This window comes from Pseudolabrys sp., assembly GCF_050250095.1.
In the GTDB taxonomy this organism is placed as follows: domain Bacteria; phylum Pseudomonadota; class Alphaproteobacteria; order Rhizobiales; family Xanthobacteraceae; genus Pseudolabrys.
The window spans coordinates 86,017-105,635 of the sequence record NZ_JBFWPH010000007.1 but is presented as its reverse complement, the minus strand read 5'-3'; the positions used below and the strand labels follow the sequence as shown (position 1 = coordinate 105,635).

The 19,619-nt window shown below is 66.1% G+C and carries 20 protein-coding genes; 15 read left to right on the top strand and 5 right to left on the bottom strand.

Annotated elements, in window-relative coordinates:
- Positions 1 to 47: 47 nt before the first annotated feature.
- Positions 48 to 2,828 carry a preprotein translocase subunit SecA gene (secA, locus tag AB7F10_RS18330; RefSeq protein WP_428564253.1) on the bottom strand — a complete coding sequence of 927 codons (2,781 nt, stop codon included), beginning with the start codon at positions 2,826 to 2,828 and terminating at the stop codon, positions 48 to 50.
- Positions 2,829 to 3,128: 300 nt separating this feature from the next.
- Here secA and AB7F10_RS18325 point away from each other — a divergent pair, with 300 nt between their 5' ends.
- The 4 genes from AB7F10_RS18325 (at position 3,129) to AB7F10_RS18310 (ending at position 6,125) form a co-directional block, all read left to right on the top strand.
- Positions 3,129 to 4,076, top strand: coding sequence for a peptidylprolyl isomerase (locus tag AB7F10_RS18325; protein WP_428564250.1), 948 nt, complete (start codon positions 3,129 to 3,131; stop codon positions 4,074 to 4,076).
- 94 nt (positions 4,077 to 4,170) lie between these two features.
- On the top strand, positions 4,171 to 5,406 hold the full coding sequence (gene argJ / locus AB7F10_RS18320) for a bifunctional glutamate N-acetyltransferase/amino-acid acetyltransferase ArgJ (protein ID WP_428564247.1): 1,236 nt from the start codon (positions 4,171 to 4,173) through the stop codon (positions 5,404 to 5,406).
- Between the two features lie 113 nt (positions 5,407 to 5,519).
- Positions 5,520 to 5,924, top strand: a complete 405-nt coding sequence (mutT, locus tag AB7F10_RS18315; protein WP_428564244.1) for an 8-oxo-dGTP diphosphatase MutT — start codon at positions 5,520 to 5,522, stop codon at positions 5,922 to 5,924.
- Between the two features lie 27 nt (positions 5,925 to 5,951).
- On the top strand, positions 5,952 to 6,125 hold the full coding sequence (locus AB7F10_RS18310; protein ID WP_428564242.1) for a Flp family type IVb pilin: 174 nt from the start codon (positions 5,952 to 5,954) through the stop codon (positions 6,123 to 6,125).
- A 32-nt stretch (positions 6,126 to 6,157) separates the two neighbouring features.
- On the opposite strand, the gene AB7F10_RS18305 is transcribed toward AB7F10_RS18310, so the two are convergent.
- Positions 6,158 to 7,036, bottom strand: coding sequence for a methyltransferase domain-containing protein (locus AB7F10_RS18305; RefSeq protein ID WP_428564239.1), 879 nt, complete (start codon positions 7,034 to 7,036; stop codon positions 6,158 to 6,160).
- 127 nt (positions 7,037 to 7,163) lie between these two features.
- Here AB7F10_RS18305 and AB7F10_RS18300 point away from each other — a divergent pair, with 127 nt between their 5' ends.
- The 5 genes from AB7F10_RS18300 (at position 7,164) to AB7F10_RS18280 (ending at position 10,029) form a co-directional block, all read left to right on the top strand.
- Positions 7,164 to 7,934, top strand: coding sequence for a ComF family protein (locus AB7F10_RS18300; protein ID WP_428564236.1), 771 nt, complete (start codon positions 7,164 to 7,166; stop codon positions 7,932 to 7,934).
- 36 nt (positions 7,935 to 7,970) lie between these two features.
- Positions 7,971 to 8,243: a glutaredoxin 3 gene (gene grxC, locus AB7F10_RS18295; RefSeq protein WP_428564234.1), complete on the top strand. Its 273-nt coding sequence runs from the start codon at positions 7,971 to 7,973 to the stop codon at positions 8,241 to 8,243.
- Entirely contained in the window at positions 8,240 to 9,118 is an 879-nt protein-coding gene (locus tag AB7F10_RS18290; protein WP_428564231.1) for a carbon-nitrogen hydrolase family protein, read from the top strand. The genes grxC and AB7F10_RS18290 overlap by 4 nt, the downstream gene beginning before the upstream one ends.
- Positions 9,115 to 9,621, top strand: a complete 507-nt coding sequence (locus AB7F10_RS18285) for a DUF1178 family protein (RefSeq protein ID WP_428564228.1) — start codon at positions 9,115 to 9,117, stop codon at positions 9,619 to 9,621. The genes AB7F10_RS18290 and AB7F10_RS18285 overlap by 4 nt, the downstream gene beginning before the upstream one ends.
- A gap of 138 nt (positions 9,622 to 9,759) precedes the next feature.
- On the top strand, positions 9,760 to 10,029 hold the full coding sequence (locus AB7F10_RS18280; RefSeq protein WP_428564225.1) for a hypothetical protein: 270 nt from the start codon (positions 9,760 to 9,762) through the stop codon (positions 10,027 to 10,029).
- Between the two features lie 61 nt (positions 10,030 to 10,090).
- Here AB7F10_RS18280 and AB7F10_RS18275 read toward each other — a convergent pair whose 3' ends face one another.
- Entirely contained in the window at positions 10,091 to 10,990 is a 900-nt protein-coding gene (locus AB7F10_RS18275) for a DMT family transporter (protein WP_428564222.1), read from the bottom strand.
- Positions 10,991 to 11,193: 203 nt separating this feature from the next.
- Here AB7F10_RS18275 and AB7F10_RS18270 point away from each other — a divergent pair, with 203 nt between their 5' ends.
- Positions 11,194 to 11,367 carry a hypothetical protein gene (locus AB7F10_RS18270; RefSeq protein WP_428564219.1) on the top strand — a complete coding sequence of 58 codons (174 nt, stop codon included), beginning with the start codon at positions 11,194 to 11,196 and terminating at the stop codon, positions 11,365 to 11,367.
- A 28-nt stretch (positions 11,368 to 11,395) separates the two neighbouring features.
- Here AB7F10_RS18270 and AB7F10_RS18265 read toward each other — a convergent pair whose 3' ends face one another.
- Both AB7F10_RS18265 and ubiG read right to left on the bottom strand, forming a co-directional pair.
- The gene (locus AB7F10_RS18265; RefSeq protein WP_428564216.1) at positions 11,396 to 11,743 is read right to left on the bottom strand and encodes a monooxygenase; all 348 of its coding nucleotides are present in this window, start codon (positions 11,741 to 11,743) and stop codon (positions 11,396 to 11,398) included.
- Entirely contained in the window at positions 11,740 to 12,501 is a 762-nt protein-coding gene (gene ubiG / locus AB7F10_RS18260) for a bifunctional 2-polyprenyl-6-hydroxyphenol methylase/3-demethylubiquinol 3-O-methyltransferase UbiG (protein ID WP_428564213.1), read from the bottom strand. The genes AB7F10_RS18265 and ubiG overlap by 4 nt, the downstream gene beginning before the upstream one ends.
- A gap of 162 nt (positions 12,502 to 12,663) precedes the next feature.
- Here ubiG and AB7F10_RS18255 point away from each other — a divergent pair, with 162 nt between their 5' ends.
- The 5 genes from AB7F10_RS18255 to prmC all read left to right on the top strand — a co-directional run bounded on the left by AB7F10_RS18255 (position 12,664) and on the right by prmC (position 19,254).
- A complete protein-coding gene (locus AB7F10_RS18255) occupies positions 12,664 to 13,920 on the top strand; it encodes an aspartate kinase (RefSeq protein ID WP_428564210.1) in 1,257 nt (418 codons plus the stop codon).
- Between the two features lie 4 nt (positions 13,921 to 13,924).
- On the top strand, positions 13,925 to 14,788 hold the full coding sequence (locus AB7F10_RS18250) for a DUF1932 domain-containing protein (RefSeq protein ID WP_428564207.1): 864 nt from the start codon (positions 13,925 to 13,927) through the stop codon (positions 14,786 to 14,788).
- A gap of 204 nt (positions 14,789 to 14,992) precedes the next feature.
- Entirely contained in the window at positions 14,993 to 17,263 is a 2,271-nt protein-coding gene (gene ptsP / locus AB7F10_RS18245) for a phosphoenolpyruvate--protein phosphotransferase (protein ID WP_428564204.1), read from the top strand.
- 12 nt (positions 17,264 to 17,275) lie between these two features.
- Positions 17,276 to 18,349 (top strand): peptide chain release factor 1, encoded by a 1,074-nt coding sequence (gene prfA, locus AB7F10_RS18240; protein WP_428564201.1) that lies wholly within the window; start codon positions 17,276 to 17,278, stop codon positions 18,347 to 18,349.
- The gene (gene prmC / locus AB7F10_RS18235; RefSeq protein WP_428564198.1) at positions 18,349 to 19,254 is read left to right on the top strand and encodes a peptide chain release factor N(5)-glutamine methyltransferase; all 906 of its coding nucleotides are present in this window, start codon (positions 18,349 to 18,351) and stop codon (positions 19,252 to 19,254) included. Before prfA ends, prmC begins: the two co-directional genes overlap by 1 nt.
- The last annotated feature ends 365 nt before the right edge of the window (positions 19,255 to 19,619 follow it).

Below are 19,619 nucleotides of genomic sequence, written 5' to 3'. Positions count from 1 at the left end.
GCCGGGCAGAAGCCCGGCGTTTCATATTTCAGCGATGCGACGGCGGATCAGAACTTGCCGTGGCAGTGCTTGTATTTCTTGCCGGAGCCGCAGGGGCACGGCTCGTTGCGGCCGACCTTGCCCCAGGTTTCCGGATCGTTGGGATCGCGGGCGACTTCGGCGCCGTTGCCGGCGAGCGCGGGAGCCAGCATCGCACGGGCCGCCATTTCGTCCTCGCCGGTGAGCGGATCGACCTTGTGGGCTTCCATGTAGGGAAGCTGCTGCGCGTCCGGCTGCTGCTCCTGTACGACTTCGACGCGCATCAACTGGGCGGTGACCGCCTCGCGCAGCCGCGAGACCATCGCCTCGAACAGATTGAAGGCTTCCGCCTTGTACTCGTTGAGCGGGTCGCGCTGGCCATAGCCGCGCAGGCCGATCACCTGCCGCAGATGCTCGAGCATCACGAGATGCTCGCGCCAGAGGTGGTCGAGCGTCTGCAGCAGCACGGACTTCTCGACATAGCGCATGACATCCGGGCCCCACTTGGCGGCCTTGGACGCCATCCACTCGTCGGCGCGGCGGTCGATACGCTCGCGCACCTCTTCGTCGGCGATGCCTTCTTCCTTGGCCCAGTCCTGCACCGGCAGGTCGAGCGTCAGTACGTCGCGCAGCGCCTGGTCGAGACCGGCGGTGTCCCACTGTTCTGGATAGGCGTTTTCCGGAATGTGCTTGGCGACGAGATCGTGAACGACCTCGTGGCGCATGTCGGCGACGGTTTCTTCCGCGGTGTCGTCGCGCATCAGGTCGAGCCGCTGCTCGAAGATCACCTTGCGCTGGTCGTTCATCACGTCGTCGAACTTCAGCAGGTTCTTGCGGATATCGAAGTTGCGCGCCTCGACCTTCTGCTGCGCCTTCTCCAGCGCCTTGTTGATCCACGGATGGACGATGGCCTCGTTCTCCTTGAGGCCAAGCTTGGTCAGCATGCCGTCGAGCTTGTCCGACCCGAAGATGCGCATCAGGTCGTCTTCAAGCGACAGGAAGAACTTGGAGTGGCCGGGATCGCCCTGACGGCCGGAGCGGCCGCGCAGCTGATTATCGATGCGGCGGCTCTCGTGGCGCTCGGTGCCGAGCACGTAAAGACCGCCGGCGGCGAGCGCCTTGTCCTTCAGCTTCGCGACCTGCGCCTTGATGTCGGCGGCGCGCTTGTCGCGCTCGTCGCCTTCGACGCCGGTGAGCTCCTGGCGGATGCGCATGTCGGCGTTGCCGCCGAGCTGAATGTCGGTGCCGCGGCCGGCCATGTTGGTCGCGATGGTGATCGCGCCCGGCACGCCGGCCTGCGAGACGATATAGGCTTCCTGCTCGTGGTAGCGCGCGTTCAGGATGGCGAAGACCTTGGTCTTCGACGCGCCTTCGTCGCCGGTATAGAGCTTGGCGAAGGCGTTGGGATCGGAAAAGTCGTGCTGCTCCCAGCCTTCCTGGCGCAGCATCTCGGCAAGCTGCTCGGACTTCTCGATCGAGGTCGTGCCGACCAGCACCGGCTGGCCGCGCGTCTTGCAGTCATCGATCAGCGTGACGATGGCGCGGTATTTCTCGACCGTGGTGCGATAGACCTCGTCGTCGTCGTCGATACGCGCGAGCGGCATGTTGGTCGGCACCTCGAGCACTTCGAGGCCGTAGATGTCCATGAACTCGTCGGCTTCCGTCATCGCCGTGCCGGTCATGCCGGCCAGCTTGTCGTACATGCGGAAGTAGTTCTGGAAGGTGATCGAGGCGAGCGTCTGGTTTTCCGGCTGGATCGGCTGGCGTTCCTTGGCTTCGAGCGCCTGGTGCAGACCTTCCGAATAGCGGCGGCCAGGCATCATGCGGCCGGTGAATTCGTCGATGATGACGACCTCATCGTTGCGCACGATGTAGTCCTTGTCGCGCTGGAACAGCTTGTGGGCACGCAGCGCCTGATTGACGTGATGGACGACGGAGACGTTCTCGACGTCGTACAGCGACTCCGCCTTGAGCTGACCGGCGTCGCGCAACAACTGCTCCATCTTCTCCATGCCGGCTTCGGTCATGGTGACGGTGCGCTGCTTCTCGTCCACTTCGTAGTCGGACTTGTCGAGCTTGGGGATGAAGGTGTCGATGGTGTTGTAGAAATCGGAGCGGTCGTCGAGCGGCCCGGAGATGATGAGCGGCGTGCGCGCCTCGTCGATCAGGATCGAGTCAACCTCGTCGACGATCGCATAATGATGACCGCGCTGGACCATGTCCTCCATGCGGTACTTCATGTTGTCGCGCAGATAGTCGAAGCCAAGCTCGTTGTTGGTGCCGTAGGTCACGTCGGCGGCGTAGGCGGCCTTGCGCTCGTCGTCGTCCATGCCGTGCACGATCACGCCGGTCGACAGGCCGAGGAAATTGTAGATCTGGCCCATCCATTCGCTGTCGCGCTTGGCGAGGTAGTCGTTGACGGTGACGACATGCACGCCCTTGCCGGCGAGCGCGTTGAGATAAACCGGCGCGGTGGCGACCAGCGTCTTGCCTTCGCCGGTCTTCATTTCCGAAATCTTGCCTTCGTGCAGGATCATGCCGCCGATCAGCTGCACGTCGAAATGGCGCTGACCGATGACGCGCTTAGCGGCTTCGCGCACGGTGGCGAAGGCGGGAACCAGAAGATCGTCGAGCGCGGCGCCGTCGGCGAGCTGCTTCCTGAAATCGTCGGTGCGCGCTTTCAGCGCATCGTCGCTGAGCGCGGCGACCTCGGCCTCCAGCGCGTTGATTTCCGCGACCCGCGGCTGATAGCTGCGAACGCGCCGGTCGTTGGCGGAACCGAACAGTTTGCGGGCGACTGCGCCGAGCATGAAATTTCCTTAACCTTCAACCTGTTCCCGACGGCACCGCCCGGATGAGGGCTGCGCCGGCCGTGACATCAGACGCTGCGGAAATACGGCACATTTCAGGCAATTAGAACGCGCGCGGCCCGCGCGACGAGCCTTGGGAGACATAGGAGGGGGTCCGATTGTTGTCAATTGCCGCAATTTCCGCTCACGCGGACGTTAATGCTTCGCGGCGCTCCGCCGTTGCAATGGTGTGATGGTTGGGCGACAAGACCGCCGCAGCCCCTTTCGGGCACGAGAATCCCCCATTTCAAGGACAACATCATGTTGACCCCGAACAAGACCGGCCCGGCGCTCGCGATGCGCGCGGCCGGCGCAATCACCGCGACCCTGACCGCAACTTTGGCGCTCGCGTTAACGCTCGCGAGCATCAATGCCCTGCCGGTCCGCGCCCAGACACCCGATCCCGTGATCGCAAAGGTCAACGGCGTCGACATCCACGAAAGCGACGTGAAGGCAGCCGAAGAGGAAGCCGGGCAGATTCCGCAGATGACGCCCGATGCGAAGCGCGAATACCTGATCTCGTTCCTCACCGACATGGTGCTGGTCACCCAGGCCGCCGAAGCCAAGAAGATCGCCGACACGCCGGATTTCAAGAAGCGAATGGAATTCGCACGCAACAAGCTGCTGATGTCGAAGCTGTTCGACGTGACCGGCAAGGAAGCGCTGACCGACGCGGCGATGCAGAAGGTTTATGACGACGCCGTGAAGCAGCTTCCGGAGGAACAGGAGGTGCATGCGCGCCACATCCTGATCCGCGCCGACGCCAAGGACGACAAGGCGAGCAAGGCCGCCGAGGACAAGATCAAGGCGATCATCGTGCGCCTCAACAAGGGCGAGGATTTCGCCAAGCTCGCCGGCGAGCTGACCGAAGATCCGTCCGGCAAGGCCAATGGCGGCGACCTCGGCTTCTTCACCAAGGAGCAGATGGTGCCGGAATTCGCGACCGCGGCCTTCGAGATCGCGCCGGGCAAGATTTCCGATCCGATCAAGACCCAGTTCGGCTGGCACGTCCTCAAGGTCGAGGAAAAGCGCAAGAAGCCCGCCCCGGCCTTCGATGAAGTCAAGGCGCAGATCGAAACCTATGTCGTGCGCAAGGCGCAGGCCGATCTCGTCACCAAGCTGCGCGCCGACGCCAAGATCGAGCGGCTCGACAAGAAGGACGAGCCGGCCAAGGACGACAAGAAGGCCGACGAACCGGCGAAGAAGTAAGCCGGGCGGCCGCTTGAAATTTTTGGCAACGGCCGGGCATTTTTTGTCCGGCCGTTCTGCTATCTAGGGCGTGCCAATTCCATTGGGTGACACCATGTCCGCCGCCGTTTCTCCCCTCGCCCCGACCTCCGTTCCCGACCTGCCGCCAATCGACGGCGTGCGGCTCGCAACCGCCGCGGCCGGCATTCGCTACAAGGGCCGCACCGATGTGCTGCTCGCGCTGCTGGAACCCGGCACCACGGTCGCCGGCGTGTTCACGCGCTCGAAGTGTCCGTCGGCGCCGGTTGAATGGTGCCGTGACAAGATGAAGAGGGGTAAAGCGCGCGCGCTGGTCGTCAATTCCGGCAACGCCAACGCCTTCACCGGCAAGACCGGCCGCGAGGCCTGCAAGTTCACCGCCGCCATCGCGTCGCGCGCGGCAGGCTGCAAGCCGGCGGAGGTGTTCCTCGCCTCGACCGGCGTGATCGGCGAGCCGCTCAAGGCTCAAGCCTTCGACGGCGTGATGGACGGCATGGTCGCCGCCGCGACGCCCGAGCCGTGGCCCGACGCGGCAAAAGCGATCATGACCACCGACACCTTCCCGAAGGTCGCAACCGCCACGGTGAAGATCGGCAAGGCGAAGGTGACGCTCAACGGCATCGCCAAGGGCGCCGGCATGATCGCGCCCGACATGGCGACCATGCTCGCCTTCGTCTTCACCGACGCGGCGATTGCCGCGCCGGCGCTCCGCGCGCTGCTCGCGGAAGGCACCGTCGATACTTTCAATGCCGTCACCGTCGACGGCGACACCTCGACCTCCGACACGCTGCTGATGTTCGCGACCGGCAAAGCGAAGAACGCCCCGAAGATTTCCCGCGCGTCCGATCCGCGGCTAAAGGCGTTTCGCAAGGCACTCAACGCCGTGCTCGGCAATCTTGCCGAACAGATCGCGCGCGACGGCGAAGGGGCGCGCAAGCTGGTCGAGATCACCGTCGAGGGCGCGGTGTCGAAGACGTCAGCGCGGCGAATCGCGATGTCGATCGCCAATTCACCGCTGGTGAAGACCGCGCTCGCCGGCGAGGACGCCAACTGGGGCCGCGTCGTCATGGCGGTCGGCAAGGCCGGCGAGCCGGCGAACCGCGACAAGCTGTCGATCTGGTTCAACGGCATCCGCGTCGCCCACAAGGGCTATCGCGACCCAGCCTACGACGAGGCCGAGGTCAGCGCCGCGATGAAGAAGCCGGAGATCAGCCTGAAGGTCGCGCTCGGGTTAGGGAGGGGCCGCGACCGCGTGCTGACCTGCGACCTCACCAAGGAATATGTCGCGATCAACGGCGATTACCGCTCGTAATCGCGGCATTAAAACCCGGCCGCCAATCGCGTTTATCAAGGCACGCAACGCAGCTTTTGTTCGCCATTGAGACCGCTTTAACCACACGCCCCGTACCGTCCGGACCTGAGGACATGAGCAGCAGATTGGTTCTGGTCGCCGCCTGTGCCCTCGTCGATGCCGACGGGCGCGTGCTGCTTGCCGAGCGCCCGGCCGGGAAGCCGATGGCAGGCTTGTGGGAGTTCCCCGGCGGCAAGGTCGAAACCGGCGAGCGGCCGGAACAGACCCTGATCCGGGAACTGAACGAGGAGTTGGGGATCACCGTCAGCGAGCCCTGTCTTGCGCCGCTGACCTTCGCGAGCCACGCCTACCCGGACTTTCATCTCCTGATGCCGCTTTATGTGTGCCGGCGCTGGGAGGGAATGGTCAGTCCGAAGGAAGGACAGCGGCTCACCTGGGTCCGGCCGAACAGGCTGCGCGACTATCAGATGCCGCCGGCCGACGAGCCGTTGGTCGCTCATCTGATGGCGCTTCTGTAATCGCTGGCGCGACGCCGGAGACAAACAATGGTCGAGATCGGAAAACGGATTGCGCGATTTGCCGCCGACAAACGTGGCGCCACGGCGATCGAATACTCGATCATCGCCGCCGGAATCGCTTGCGCCATCGCGGCGACGCTGACCCTGACAGGCACATCGCTGCTGAATCTCTGGACCAGCGTTCAGAACGCGTTCGGCTGAACAATACTGTTCTTGCCGCGCATAACCTTGCCCTAGTCGCCCGCTTTTTCTCCCGCCGACTGTTCCTTCGTGCCGAGCGCGTCGGCAAGCCGCTGCTGTGCCGAGCCCGGACGCAGCGGCTTCTGCTGGCTCTCATGCGGAGCCCAGCCCGACAACCAGATGGTTTCGAAGGTGGCCCGGATACGGCCATCGCTGTCGCTGAAGCGTTCCGCGTAAATCTCGCCGAGACGGATCAGCGTTGCGCGGCGCAGCGGCGCGCGGCGGCGCTCGACCAGCGCATTGGTCGCGCCCATGCGGCGCAGATCCTGCATCAGATCGAAGATCGAGGCGTAACGCACCGTCACGCGATCGGAGTCGATAACCGGCAACGCCAGTCCCGCACGTTGCAGCAGCGCTCCCACATCGCGCAGGTCGGCGAACGGCGCGACACGCGGCGACACGCCGCCTTCGACTTCGCTTTCCGCCTGCGCGAAGGCCTGCCGCAGTTCGGTGAGCGTCTCGCCGCCGAGCATGGCGGCGAGCAGCAGCCCGTCCGGCTTCAGCGCGCGGCGGATTTGCGCCAGCGTGCCCGGCAGATCGTTCACGAACTGAAACGCCAGCGCGGAGACGACGAGATCGAGCTCGCCCGGCACAAGCGGCTTCCCTTCACCGTCAACGACAAGCTCGGCCTCGCCCCAGCCCACGGGCACAATCGAGGTCACCTTGCCGATCGCCATCACCGCGCGGCGCACCGCATCGGCCGGCGTGCCGAGATCGGCGGCGCGGTCGAACTTCCGCGTCACCGCCTGCAGGCGGTCGGACATATCCTCGGCGGCGCGCTCGAGCAGAAAGGTCGCCGGCCCAAGCGCCCGCGCGCGGCGCAGCCGTGCGGCCAGCAGAGTTCGGTCGAAAATCGTCGGGCCTGCGGTCATCGCTCTCCCACTGTCATCGCCCGCGAAGGCGGGCGATCCAGTAACCAATGAAGTTGCGTGACTAATGGATGCCCCGCCTTCGCGGGGCATGACAATCAAATAATGCCGATGCTAGCCTCATCCCGCCATGCTGACTTTCGCGCCGCGACTGCGTTCCGCGCTGGGGCAGACCGTCCGCCTCGCGCTCGACGTTGCCCTGCCGCCGCTGTGCCCGAGCTGCCGCGAGCCGCTCGGCGACGGCGCCGGGCTTTGCGCCGCCTGCTGGTCGAAACTGTCGATGATCGAACCGCCGTACTGCGCGCGGCTCGGCATTCCCTTCACCTACGATCCCGGCCCCGGCCTGTTGTCGATGGAGGCCATCGCCAGCCCGCCGGCCTATGACCGCGCCCGCGCCGCGGTGCGCTACGACGATGTCGCTCGCGCGCTGGTGCACGCCTTCAAATACGGCGACCGCATGGACCTCGCGCCGCTGTTGGGCGGCTGGATGGCGCGCGCGGGCCGCGACCTGCTGGCGGAAGCCGACGCGCTGGTGCCGGTGCCGCTGCACTGGCGCCGGCTGTGGGCGCGGCGTTTCAACCAGTCGGCGGCGCTGGCCGGGGCAATCTCGGCGGAGCGCGGCGTGCCGGTCGCCCACGACGCCCTGAAGCGGGTGCGCGCCACCGCGCAGCAGGTCGGCCTCTCCAAGCCCGAGCGGGCCGACAACGTCCAGGGCGCATTCCGCGTCGCGCCCGAGGCGAAAGCGGCGGTGGCCGGGCGCCGGCTGGTGTTGGTCGATGATGTGCTGACGTCCGGGGCGACCGCGGACACCTGCGCCAAGGCGCTGCTGCGGGCGGGCGCCGCTCATGTCGACGTGCTGGTATTCGCCCGGGTTGTGGCCCCGGTGTCCACCCCCATATAAAAAGGCACGGCTTTCTGCCGCCCGGACACGACGCCCATGCCGCCGATCGAAGTCTATACCACCCCGTTCTGCCCCTATTGCCGGTCGGCCAAGGCGCTGCTCGACCGCAAGGGCGCGGCCTACAAGGAGATCGACGTCAGCGGTGACTTCGCGCTGCGCGAGACGATGATCCAGCGCGCCAAGGGCCGCACCACCGTGCCGCAGATCTTCATCGGCAAGGTCCATGTCGGCGGCAGCGACGATCTACATGCGCTGGAGCGCGCCGGCAAACTCGATCCCCTGCTCGCGGGCGAAGGCCAGCCGGCATGAGCGAAGCCGGCACTTTCAGGGCGGCGCTGATCGCGATGCGTTCGGGCATCACGCCGGCCGCCAATATCGAAACCGCCGTCAAGCTGATCGAAGAAGCGAAAGCGGCCGGCGCCGATTACGTGCAGACGCCGGAGATGACCAACATCATGGAGGTCAAGCGTGAGCGGCTGTTCGCGGCGATCCGCGACGAGGATGCCGATCCCGCACTCGCCACCTTCCGCGATCTCGCGCGCAAGCATGGCCTCTACATCCATATCGGCTCGCTGGCGATCAAGCTCGCGGCCGACCGCGCCGCCAACCGCGGCTTCGTCATCGACCCGCAAGGCGAGATCGCCGCGCGCTACGACAAGATTCATATGTTCGATGTCGATCTTGCCAACGGCGAGAGCTATCGCGAGTCGCGCAACTACCGCCCCGGCGACACCGCGATCACCGCCGACCTGCCGTGGGGCCGGCTCGGCGTCACCGTCTGCTACGATCTCCGCTTTCCCGCGCTCTATCGCGCTCTGGCGGAAGCGGGCGCAACCATGCTCGCCATTCCATCGGCCTTCACGCAACAGACCGGCGAAGCCCATTGGCATGTGCTCAACCGCGCCCGCGCCATCGAGAACGGCTGCTTCGTGCTCGCGGCGGCGCAAGGCGGCAAGCATGAGAACGGCCGCGAGACGTTCGGCCATTCGCTGATCGTGGATCCATGGGGCAAGGTGCTCGCCGAAGGCGGCACCGAGCCGGGCGTCGTCATGGCGGAGATCGACTTGAGCCAGGTGACGGCCGCACGGGCGCGCATTCCCTCGCTGCAGCACGGCCGACGCTTCGAGATCGTCGAGCCGATGGCGGAGCCGGCGCATCTGCACATGGTGCGGAGCAAGCCATGATCCGCTACGCGCTCGCCTGCGCCGAGGGCCATCACTTCGAAAGCTGGTTTCAGGATTCCGCCGCCTACGACAAGCAGGCCAAGCGCGGCCTCGTCACCTGCCCGCATTGCGGCTCGGCCAAGGTCGACAAAGCCATCATGGCGCCGCGTCTGTCGATGACGGCGAAGAAGCGCAGCAAAAATCGAAGGGCGGCAGAGCCGCAAGCGCCAGAAGCCGCGGTTTCGTCCGCTGCGCCGGACAACACTCCCGACACCGCGCCGGTCGCGATGATGTCGCCGCAGGAGCGCGAGTTCCGCAGCAAGCTGAAGGAACTGCGCGACCACCTCACCAAAAACGCCGACAATGTCGGCGGCCGCTTCCCGGAAGAAGCGCGCAAGATGCACTATGGCGAGATCGAGCACCGCTCGATCTACGGCGAGGCCTCGACCGACGAGGCCAAGAAACTTGCCGAGGAAGGCATCGAATTCCACCCGTTGCCGATCCTGCCCGACGAGCGGAATTAAGCTCAAAACGTTCCACCTAAAAATAATCCGCCGGCGAGCCGCCTCGGGCTGCACACGCCGGGCGCCGGACTCTCTATGATCCACTTCGGATCAACGGGGCGGCCCTTGATCCCGATGTGACCAACACGAGGATCGATCATGCTTCGCATCACTGCGATGTCCGCCGCGGCTTTCGCGCTCGCGGCATTCGGCTTCATCACCTTTCCGTCCGGCCCGGCCGAAGCGGTCGTCTACTGCAAGACCGTCGGCGTCCCGAAAGGCTGCGTCGCGCGGCCGGCCGCGCCGGCGCGCGTCGTCTACTGCACGGGCCCCGGCGTTCCGGTCGGCTGCGTCGTGCGGCCGGCGACAAAGCCGCATGTCGTCTACTGCAAGCGGCGCGGCGTGCCCAAGGGCTGCGTGATGCGCTGAACTTTTGGCGCGTGATCTTGTCCGAAAACCGGTTCCCACTTTTCGGGATCACGCGCTGGCGCTAATGAGCGTACAGCAACAAGAGGACGCCGGCAACGATCAGCACGATGCCGGCGGCCTCGCGCGGCGAGGTCGGCTGCTTGAAGATGAAGCGCGACACCGCCTGCGCCATCAGCACCTCCACCAAGGCCAGCGTCCGCACGCTGGCCGCGGTGGCGATGGCAAAGCCGAGATACCAGAACTGCGAGGCGAGCGCGCCGAGAAACCCGGCAAACAATGACGGCCGCCATGCCTTGACAATGGCGCGCAGCACGCCGGGATCGCGCAACGCGAGATAAAGCGACAGCAGAGCCGCCTGCAGGCCGAGCCCGACCACCAGCGTCAGCGTCGCGGTCAGAACGAAATCCGGATTGTCGAGCGACAGGATCGCGCCGCGGTAGCAGATCGCCGACAGCGCGAACATCGTGCCGCTGCCGATGCCGATCAGCGTCGGCTTCGCGCTGACCTGCGCGGCGGCGCCGGGTTTCAGCGACATCAGCACCACGCCGGCGGTGGCGATCAAAATCGCGAGCGCGATCGGCCATGTCAGCCTGTCGCCCAGCACGACGAGGCCGAACAGCGCGACCTGCACCGGCTCGGTCTTGATATAGGCGATGGCGACGACGAAAGAACGCTCCCCCATCGCCGCCAGCATCAGCGCCGTCGCAAGCACCTGCGCGAATGACGCGCCGATCACCCACGGCCAGAATTCGAGCGGCGGACGCGGCACCGGCTTACCGGTGACGAACAACACGCCGGCGAGAAACAACAGTGCAAAGGGAAAGCCGAACAGAAAGCGCACATGCGTCGCGCCGACGGTGCCGAGCGTCACCGTCAGCTCGCGCTGCATGGCGTTGCGCGCGGTCTGTGCCGCCGCGGCGATCAGCGTGAAAACAACCCAGAGCCAGGGGGAGACGATCATGAGAGGAGCGGTATCAGCGGGTGGAGCGAAATGCGGCAGCACCGTGCCGCTTCGCCTTAAAGCGGTCAATCCGCTGTTGCAGCATAAGCCTTCCGCGGCGCCGGAATGGCGCTGCGGGAACCGCATGCAACTCCATCGCATTAACGTATGCGGACAGCAGCTCGATGAAGGGAGCTTTTGACTTCTCGAAATAGGAGGCCGCGATGACCTTCCACCACTATGGCCGAATGAGCGACTACGACCGCGACTTCGCGGTCAAGACGACGACAGAGGCGCGGCAGGGCGTCACCGGGCATAACGTGCGCTTCGTGCTGATCGCCAGCACAACCGCCGTCATCATCGCGTTCGCGATGATCTATCTGGCCACATTCGTCTGATGACAACGGACCGGCGGGCGGCGGCGCGTCACACCGGCGCGAGCGCCCGCTCCCGTCCGTCGGCGGCAAATTCGGTGACAGCGCCGTTTTCGTTGTCGATCAGCAAAAACAGATCGAAATAGCGGATGGTCGGCTCCGAGCCGGTGCGCTTGATGACGGCTTGCCGCCATTCCTCGTTGTGCGCCTGTTTCGCCGCCTCGACCGACGGCCAGATGTAAACGCCGCCACCGGTCTTGCCGTCGAGACTCAACAGAAAATGCTTGCGCTTGAGTTGCGGGTTGGCGCGCCACTTCGCGATGACGTGGCGGGCATCCTCCATCACCTCATCGCGCGTCTGCGCCTCCGGCGACTTGAATTCGACCAGCTCAAGAATCATGACGCTTCTCCCTGTTCCGGCCGCTGCGCCACCAGCATGTAATTGACGTCCATGTCGGACGACAGCTGCCAGCGGTCGGCCAGCGGATGATAGATCACGCCGCGCTCGCCGGTGACGCGCAGCCCGGTCGCCTCGATAGCCGTCTCAAGTTCGACCGGCGTGATGAACTTGTCCCATTTGTGCGTGCCGCGCGGCAGCCAGCGCAGCACATACTCGGCGCCGACGATCGCGAGCGCGAAGCTCTTCATGGTGCGGTTGAGCGTCGCCATGAACAGCAGCCCGCCCGGCTTCACCATCGCCGCGCAACTGTCGATGAAAAGCTGCACATCAGCGACGTGTTCGACCACCTCCATCGCCAGCACGATGTCGAACCGCTCGCCGGCCTCGGCAAGCTCCTCCGCCGTCGTCGCGCGATAGTCGACCGCAACGCCGCTTTCCTGCGCATGCGTTTGCGCAACGCCGATATTGTCCTGCGCCGGGTCGGCGCCGACCACCTGCGCGCCGAGCCGCGCCAGCGGCTCCGACAGCACGCCGCCGCCGCAGCCGATGTCGAGGACACGCAGGCCGGCGAGGCAGTCGATCGACTTGCGGTCGCGGCCGAAACGTTCCGCGGCATGGTCGCGGATATAGGCCAGCCGGACCGGGTTGAACTTATGGAGCACCGCCATCGGGCCGCGCGGATTCCACCAGGTCGCGGCGAGCCGCGAGAAGCGCTCGACCTCGCTCTGGTCCACGGTGGGGGCGGTTTTTGCGTTCACTGTCTGATCCTTCACCTTAAGGATAGTCCCCGGCCCTGCCGTCGCGGCCCGCTGTTGCAGCGCAACCGGGCCGTCGGTATGTATACGCGCCTTTTGCGGCCAGCGCCGGACCAATCCGACGCTGCCGCGTGTCAGTGGTTCAGGATACTAGCGGATTTTTCGATGGCCCGGCTGGTCATGAAATTTGGCGGAACCTCGGTCGCCGATCTCGACCGCATTCGCAATGTGGCGCGCCACGTCAAGCGCGAGGTCGATGCCGGCCATCAGGTCGCGGTCGTCGTCTCGGCAATGGCGGGCGTAACCAACCAGCTTGTCGCCTGGTGCCGCGACGCCGCGCCGTTGCACGACGCCCGCGAATACGACGCCGTGGTCGCGACCGGCGAGCAGGTGACGGCCGGACTTCTGGCCATCACACTCGAAGGCATGGGCGTCGACGCCCGCTCATGGCAGGGCTGGCAGTTGCCGATCCTGACCGACGGCGCGCACGCCTCCGCCCGCATTCTCGACGTCAACGGCGACGAACTGGTCAAGCGCTTCACCGAGCGCGGACAGGTCGCGGTGATTGCCGGTTTCCAGGGCATGAACAAGGACACCGGGCGCGTCACTACGCTCGGCCGCGGCGGCTCCGACACCTCCGCGGTGGCGATCGCCGCCGCCATCAAGGCGGACCGCTGCGACATCTACACCGATGTCGATGGCGTCTACACCACGGACCCGCGCGTGGTGCCGAAGGCGCAGCGCATGGACAAGATTGCCTACGAGGAGATGCTGGAGCTTGCATCCCTCGGCGCCAAGGTCATGCAGGTCCGCTCGGTGGAACTCGGCATGGTGCACGGCGTGCGCATCTTCGTGCGCTCCAGCTTCGACAAGCCGGAAGACATCGACCCGCATTCGAAGAATCCGCCCGGCACCCTTATCTGCGACGAGGCAGAAATCATGGAACAGCAAGTCGTCACCGGCATCGCCTTCTCCAAGGACGAGGCCCAGATCTCGATCCGCCGCGTGCAGGACAAGCCGGGCGTCGCCGCCGCGATCTTCGGCCCGCTCGCCGACGCCAACATCAATGTCGACATGATCGTGCAGAACGTCTCGGCCGACGGCGCGACCACCGACCTCACCTTCACCGTGCCGGCCTCGGATTTCGACCGCGCACGCGGCACCATCGAGAAGGCGAAGAGCGCGATCGGCTACGAGCGGCTCGACGGCGCGACCGATGTGTCGAAGATTTCGGTGATCGGCATCGGCATGCGCAGCCACGCCGGCGTCGCCGCGCAGGCTTTCAAGGCGCTGTCGGAGCGCAATATCAACATCCGCGCCATCACCACGTCGGAAATCAAGTTCTCGGTGCTGATCGACGCCGCCTATACCGAGCTTGCGGTGCGCACGCTGCATTCGCTCTACGGCCTCGACAAGGGCTGACGCCGTGACGACCGCGCCCACCGTCGCGGTCATTGCCACCGGCGCGATGGGCGCCGCCATCGGCGCGCGCCTCACAGAGAATGGCGTAAAGACGATCTCGCTGCTCGACGGCCGCAGCGAAGCAAGCCGCAAGCGCGCGGCGGAAGCCGGCATCGTCAACGCGGACGAAGCGGACGTCGCGGGCGCGGATTTCATTTTGTCCGTTGTGCCGCCCGGCGAGGCGCTCGCGCTGGCAAAGCGTCTCGTGCCCGCGCTGACGGCGGCAAAGCGCAAGCCGCTCTATGCCGACTGCAACGCCATCAATCCGCAGACCATGCAGGAGATCGTCGATCTGCTGCGCCCGACCGGCTGCGACATTATCGATGGCGGCATCATCGGACCGCCGCCGAAGGCCGGCAGCCATGCGACCCGCCTTTACGTTTCCGGTCCGGCGAGCGAACGGCTCGCCCCATTGCAGAGCCACGGTCTCGCGGTCGAGATCATGGGCGGCAAGACCGGCGACGCCTCGGCGCTGAAGATGTGCTACGGCGCGTTCAACAAGGGCGTGACGGCGCTCGGCGCCGCCGTGATCCTCGCCGCCGAACGCGAGGGCGTCGCCGCCGCGCTGAACCGCGAATGGCAACGCAGCCAGGCGCCGCTGCTCGGCAAGCTCGAGCGCGGCATCCCCGACATGTTCCCGAAGGCCTATCGCTGGGTCGCGGAGTTCGAGGAGGTCGCGGCCTTTGTCGGCCCCGGCTCCGAGCGGCAGATGTTCGATGCCATCGCCAGGCTCTACGAGCGGCTCGCCGTCGATGTGGCCGGCGACAGGACCGAGACCGCCGCACTCGGCAGCTTCTTTCGCAAGGGCGAATCGGAACCGCGGCGCTGACCGGCGAACCGCGGCGGTCCGCGTTATCCCGCACTGCAAGACCGATTTGGCCGGCTCCGGCTCCCTTGGCTTGCGCCTTGCATGGCCCGTTCGCTATAGCCTCAGCGTGAATGCGGCCGGGGCGGCGAGACCCCCAGTCGTTTTCCGTACATGATCGGGCCGTAGGCACGCCGTGGCAGGGGCCGCGGCATAAGGAACGACACAATGCGTGGCGCGCTTGGCGGTCCGCGCGTGCTGTTACGGCGGCTCCGCGAGGTGATGGCGGAGCCGGTCAGCGCGCAGGACCGTCTCGACAAGATCGTGGTGCTGATCGCCGCCAACATGGTGGCGGAGGTCTGCTCTGTCTACATCCTGCGGGTAGACGGAACGCTTGAGCTATACGCCACCGAAGGTCTGAAGCGCGAAGCGGTCCACCAGACGGTGCTGAACGCCGACGAGGGCCTCGTCGGCCTGGTCGCCCGCGAGGCGAAGCCGATCAACCTGTCGGAAGCGCAAGACCACCCGGCCTTCTCGTTCCGCCCGGAAACCGGCGAAGAAATCTATCACTCCTTCCTCGGCGTGCCGGTGCTGCGTGCCGGCAACACGCTCGGCGTGCTGGTCGTGCAGAACCGCGCCAGCCGCACCTACTCCGAGGAAGAAGAAGAAGCGCTGCAGACGACCGCGATGGTCGTCGCGGAAATGGTCGCCTCGGGCGAACTGTCCTCCCTCGCCCGCCCCGGCGCGGAACCCGCCGCCCGCCACAGCCAGCACCAGAGCGGGATCGCGCTGTCGGACGGCATCGCGCTCGGCCATGTCGTGCTGCACGAGCCGCGCGTCGTCATCACCAACGTGATCGCCGACGACGTGCCGAAGGAATTGAAACGTCTCGATACCGCGATCTCGACGATGCGCGCCGACCTCGACCGCCTGCTGGAGAGCGGCGAGATGGCGGAGGACGGCGAACATCGCGACGTGCTCGAAGCTTATCGGATGTTCGGCCACGATCAGGGCTGGATGCGCCGCATCCGCGAAGCTGTCTCCAACGGCGGTCTGACCGCTGAAGCCGCGGTCGAGCGCGTGCAGTCCGACACCCGCGCCCGCATGCTGCGCGCGCAGGATCCTTATCTGCGCGACCGCCTGCACGACCTCGAGGATCTCGCCAACCGGCTGATGCGCGTGCTGATGGGGCGCGACCATGCGCCCTCGCGCGAGCAATTGCCGCTCAACGCCGTGCTGGTCGCGCGCTCGATGGGTCCGGCCGCGCTGCTGGACTACGACCGCAAGCGGCTGCGCGGCCTCGTACTCGAGGAAGGCAGCACCACCTCGCATGTCGCGATCGTCGCGCGCGCACTCGGCATCCCCGCGGTCGGTGAAATCCCGAACGCCACCGGCATTGCCGAATCCGGCGACGCCATGATCGTCGACGGCAGTTCCGGCCTCGTCCATTTCCGGCCCTCGCCCGACATCGAAGCCGCCTATGCGGAGCGGGTGAAGCTGCGTGCGCGGCGGCAGGCGCAATACCGCGCGCTCCGCGACCGGCCTTGCGTCACCAAGGACGGGCAGAAACTCGACCTGATGATCAATGCCGGCCTGCTGATCGACCTGCCGCACATCGAGGAAACCGGCGCCAGCGGCATCGGCCTGTTCCGCACCGAGCTGCAGTTCATGGTCGCTAACGCGTTTCCGCGCACCAACGAGCAGTTTCTGCTTTATCGCTCGGTGCTCGACGCCGCCGGCGGAAAGCCCGTCACCTTCCGCACGCTCGACATCGGCGGCGACAAGGTGCTGCCCTATATGCGCAACGTGGAAGAGGAAAATCCCGCGCTCGGCTGGCGCGCGATTCGCCTCGGCCTCGACCGGCCGGGGCTGCTGCGCAGCCAGGTCCGCGCCATGCTGCGCGCGGCCGGCGGCCGGCAATTGCGCGTGATGTTCCCGATGATCGCGGCGGTCGAGGAATTCGACAAGGCGAAGGAGCTGGTCGAGGCGGAGCTGACGCATCTGCGCCGGCACGGCCACTCGCTGCCCGAGCGCGTCGACATCGGCACCATGGTCGAGGTTCCCTCGCTGCTGCTGCAACTCGACGACCTTCTGGAGCGCGTCGACTTCCTCTCGGTCGGCTCCAACGACCTGATGCAGTTCCTGTACGCCGCCGACCGCGGCAATTCCCGCGTGTCCGAGCGCTTCGACAACCTGTCGGCGCCGGTGCTGCGCGCGCTGAAATCAATCGTCGACAAGGGGCGCACTCATAACAAGCCGGTTGCGCTGTGCGGCGAGATGGCGTCGCAGCCGCTCGCCGCCATCGCGCTGGCGGCCATCGGCTATCGGGCGATGTCGCTGTCGCCTTCGGCTGTCGGTCCCGTCAAGGCCGCCCTGCTCGACCTCGACGTCAAGAAGGCCGAGGCGGCCATTCTGCCGTTGCTCGACAAGCCGGTCGGCAGCATCTCCATCCGCGAGGAGCTGAAGAGCTTCGCCGCGGCCGAAAACATCCAGATCTGACCGCAAGTCGCCATGCTCCCGCAACAGAAGCTCTCCGCCCTCGTCAATCGCCATGCGCTGGTGGAAAGCCAGCTCGCAAGCGGCGTCACCGGCGATGAATTCGTTTCACTGTCGCGGGAATTTTCCGATCTCTCGCCCGTCGTCGATGTCATCAAATCCTACCGGCAGGTGACCGAGGAAATCGACGGTCTCCAGGCCATGATCGAGGACGCTTCGACCGACGCCGAAATGCGCAAGATGGCGGCCGCAGAACTCCCCGACCTTCGCGAACGCGCGGAAACGATCGAACACCAGCTTCGTCTCGCCTTGCTGCCGAAGGATGCGATGGACGAGCGCAACGCCATCCTCGAAATCCGCGCCGGCACTGGCGGCGACGAGGCGGCGCTGTTTGCCGGCGACCTGTTCCGCATGTACGAGCGCTACGCCGCCTCGCAAGGCTGGCGGACCGAGGTGTTGTCGATCAGCGACGGCACCAAGGGCGGCTACAAGGAGGTCGTCGCGGAAATTTCCGGCCGCGGCGTGTTCGCCAAGCTGAAATTCGAATCCGGCGTTCATCGCGTGCAGCGCGTGCCAGACACCGAGGCGTCGGGCCGCATCCACACTTCGGCAGCGACCGTCGCGGTGCTGCCCGAGGTCGAGGATGTCGACATTCACATCAACGAGGCCGACCTCAAGATCGACACCATGCGGGCGCAAGGCGCGGGCGGCCAGCATGTCAACAAGACCGAGTCCGCCATCCGCATCACCCACATTCCGAGCGGCATCGTGGTTCTGGTTCAGGAGGAGCGCTCCCAGCACAAGAATCGCTCCAAGGCGATGGCCATGCTCCGCGCCAAGCTTTACGACGCCGAGCGCAGCAAGCGCGATGCCGAACGCTCGGCCGACCGGCGCGGCCAGGTCGGTTCCGGCGACCGCTCGGAGCGGATCCGCACCTACAACTTCCCGCAAGGCCGCGTGACCGACCACCGCATCAACCTCACGCTCTACAAGCTGCCCGCCGTCATGGAGGGCGAGGCGCTGGGCGAGATGATCGACGCGCTGGTCACCGAACATCAGGCCGAATTGCTGGCGGCGGAAGGCATGTGATGGCGCGCGCCGTCGCCGGGCTGCGCGCGGGAATTTCGCTGTCGCGCGCGGTCGAAACGCTGATCCAGGCTTTCCGTGCCGCCGGCATCGATACGCCGCAACTCGATGCCCGCGTCCTCGCAGGACACGCTCTGCGTATCGACCGCGCCCGGCTTGTCGTCGACAGCGAACGATTACTCGACGCCCGTGAGATCGACGCCATTGACGCGCTGGCCGGCCGCCGCATTGCGCGCGAACCGGTGGCGCGCATCGTCGGCGCGCGGGAATTCTGGAGTCTGCAGCTCGCCGTCAATGCCGCAGTGCTGGTGCCGCGGCCGGATACCGAGACGGTCGTCGAGGCTGCGCTCGATGCCGTCACCGCCAATGGCGGACGGCAGCGGCCGGTGCGTATCCTCGACATCGGCACCGGCTCCGGGGCGCTGCTGCTCGCGCTGCTGACCGAATTGCCGAACGCAACCGGCATCGGCGCCGATATCAGCGACGCCGCACTGGATGTCGCGCGCGCCAACGCGGCGCGGCTGGCGCTCGAAGCGCGGTGTGCATTCGTCACCGCGGACATCGCGCGGGGTGTCGAAGGCCCGTTCGATCTCGTCGTGTCCAACCCGCCCTATATTGCGAGCGCCGAGATCGCGGCGCTTGCACCCGAGGTGCGCGACTATGATCCGCGGCTCGCGCTTGACGGTGGTGCCGACGGACTTGCCGCCTACCGCGCGATCGCCGCCGATGCCGGACGGCTGCTCGCACCCGGCGGCCTGCTGGTCGTCGAGCTTGGCATCGGGCAAGAGGACGCCGTCCGCCTGCTGTTCACACAGGCAGGGCTCGCCGTGCCGGCTCCGGCGCGCAAGGATCTCGGCGGCGTGGCCCGCGCCCTGCTGGCGCGCCCCGCAGCCCGGAAAAGCGCGTAACGCAGGGCTTAACGGCCCGTCGCCATGAATTAAGCGCAATCCGAAAAGTGCAAAAAAGCACTTGGAATGGGGGGCGGAAACGACTAGCTTCCGGTCACGGAATCGACCCGAGACGGTCGCGCCGCCCTTGATACGGAACCCGGACGAAACGGATTTCGGCAGGCGGCCAGCGGCGAAGGCGGATGGCGACGAGCCGGACAACACAGTTTTCCTGGTACGCGCTCGCCCTGATCGGGTCCGGATGCTTCACCTGTTAGGCGCATCGTTTCTCGAAGGACTGTGGTTTTCGAAGAGCTGTGGTTTTCGAAGAACGACAAAACGATGCGCGTCATGAAAGGTCGGCAATACTGCGACATGATCGCGGT

Excerpts from the sequence above, each read along its gene's own strand:
- AB7F10_RS18255 (WP_428564210.1), top strand. The coding sequence starts at position 12,664 with ATGGCCCGGCTGGTCATGAAATTTGGCGGAACCTCGGTCGCCGATCTC.
- ptsP (WP_428564204.1), top strand. The coding sequence starts at position 14,993 with ATGCGTGGCGCGCTTGGCGGTCCGCGCGTGCTGTTACGGCGGCTCCGC.
- AB7F10_RS18300 (WP_428564236.1), top strand. The coding sequence starts at position 7,164 with ATGCTGACTTTCGCGCCGCGACTGCGTTCCGCGCTGGGGCAGACCGTC.
- AB7F10_RS18310 (WP_428564242.1), top strand. The coding sequence starts at position 5,952 with ATGGTCGAGATCGGAAAACGGATTGCGCGATTTGCCGCCGACAAACGT.
- AB7F10_RS18265 (WP_428564216.1), bottom strand. The coding sequence starts at position 11,743 with ATGATTCTTGAGCTGGTCGAATTCAAGTCGCCGGAGGCGCAGACGCGC.
- mutT (WP_428564244.1), top strand. The coding sequence starts at position 5,520 with ATGAGCAGCAGATTGGTTCTGGTCGCCGCCTGTGCCCTCGTCGATGCC.
- AB7F10_RS18325 (WP_428564250.1), top strand. The coding sequence starts at position 3,129 with ATGTTGACCCCGAACAAGACCGGCCCGGCGCTCGCGATGCGCGCGGCC.
- AB7F10_RS18275 (WP_428564222.1), bottom strand. The coding sequence starts at position 10,990 with ATGATCGTCTCCCCCTGGCTCTGGGTTGTTTTCACGCTGATCGCCGCG.
- argJ (WP_428564247.1), top strand. The coding sequence starts at position 4,171 with ATGTCCGCCGCCGTTTCTCCCCTCGCCCCGACCTCCGTTCCCGACCTG.
- AB7F10_RS18270 (WP_428564219.1), top strand. The coding sequence starts at position 11,194 with ATGACCTTCCACCACTATGGCCGAATGAGCGACTACGACCGCGACTTC.
- AB7F10_RS18305 (WP_428564239.1), bottom strand. The coding sequence starts at position 7,036 with ATGACCGCAGGCCCGACGATTTTCGACCGAACTCTGCTGGCCGCACGG.
- AB7F10_RS18280 (WP_428564225.1), top strand. The coding sequence starts at position 9,760 with ATGCTTCGCATCACTGCGATGTCCGCCGCGGCTTTCGCGCTCGCGGCA.
- grxC (WP_428564234.1), top strand. The coding sequence starts at position 7,971 with ATGCCGCCGATCGAAGTCTATACCACCCCGTTCTGCCCCTATTGCCGG.
- prfA (WP_428564201.1), top strand. The coding sequence starts at position 17,276 with ATGCTCCCGCAACAGAAGCTCTCCGCCCTCGTCAATCGCCATGCGCTG.
- prmC (WP_428564198.1), top strand. The coding sequence starts at position 18,349 with ATGGCGCGCGCCGTCGCCGGGCTGCGCGCGGGAATTTCGCTGTCGCGC.
- secA (WP_428564253.1), bottom strand. The coding sequence starts at position 2,828 with ATGCTCGGCGCAGTCGCCCGCAAACTGTTCGGTTCCGCCAACGACCGG.
- AB7F10_RS18290 (WP_428564231.1), top strand. The coding sequence starts at position 8,240 with ATGAGCGAAGCCGGCACTTTCAGGGCGGCGCTGATCGCGATGCGTTCG.
- AB7F10_RS18285 (WP_428564228.1), top strand. The coding sequence starts at position 9,115 with ATGATCCGCTACGCGCTCGCCTGCGCCGAGGGCCATCACTTCGAAAGC.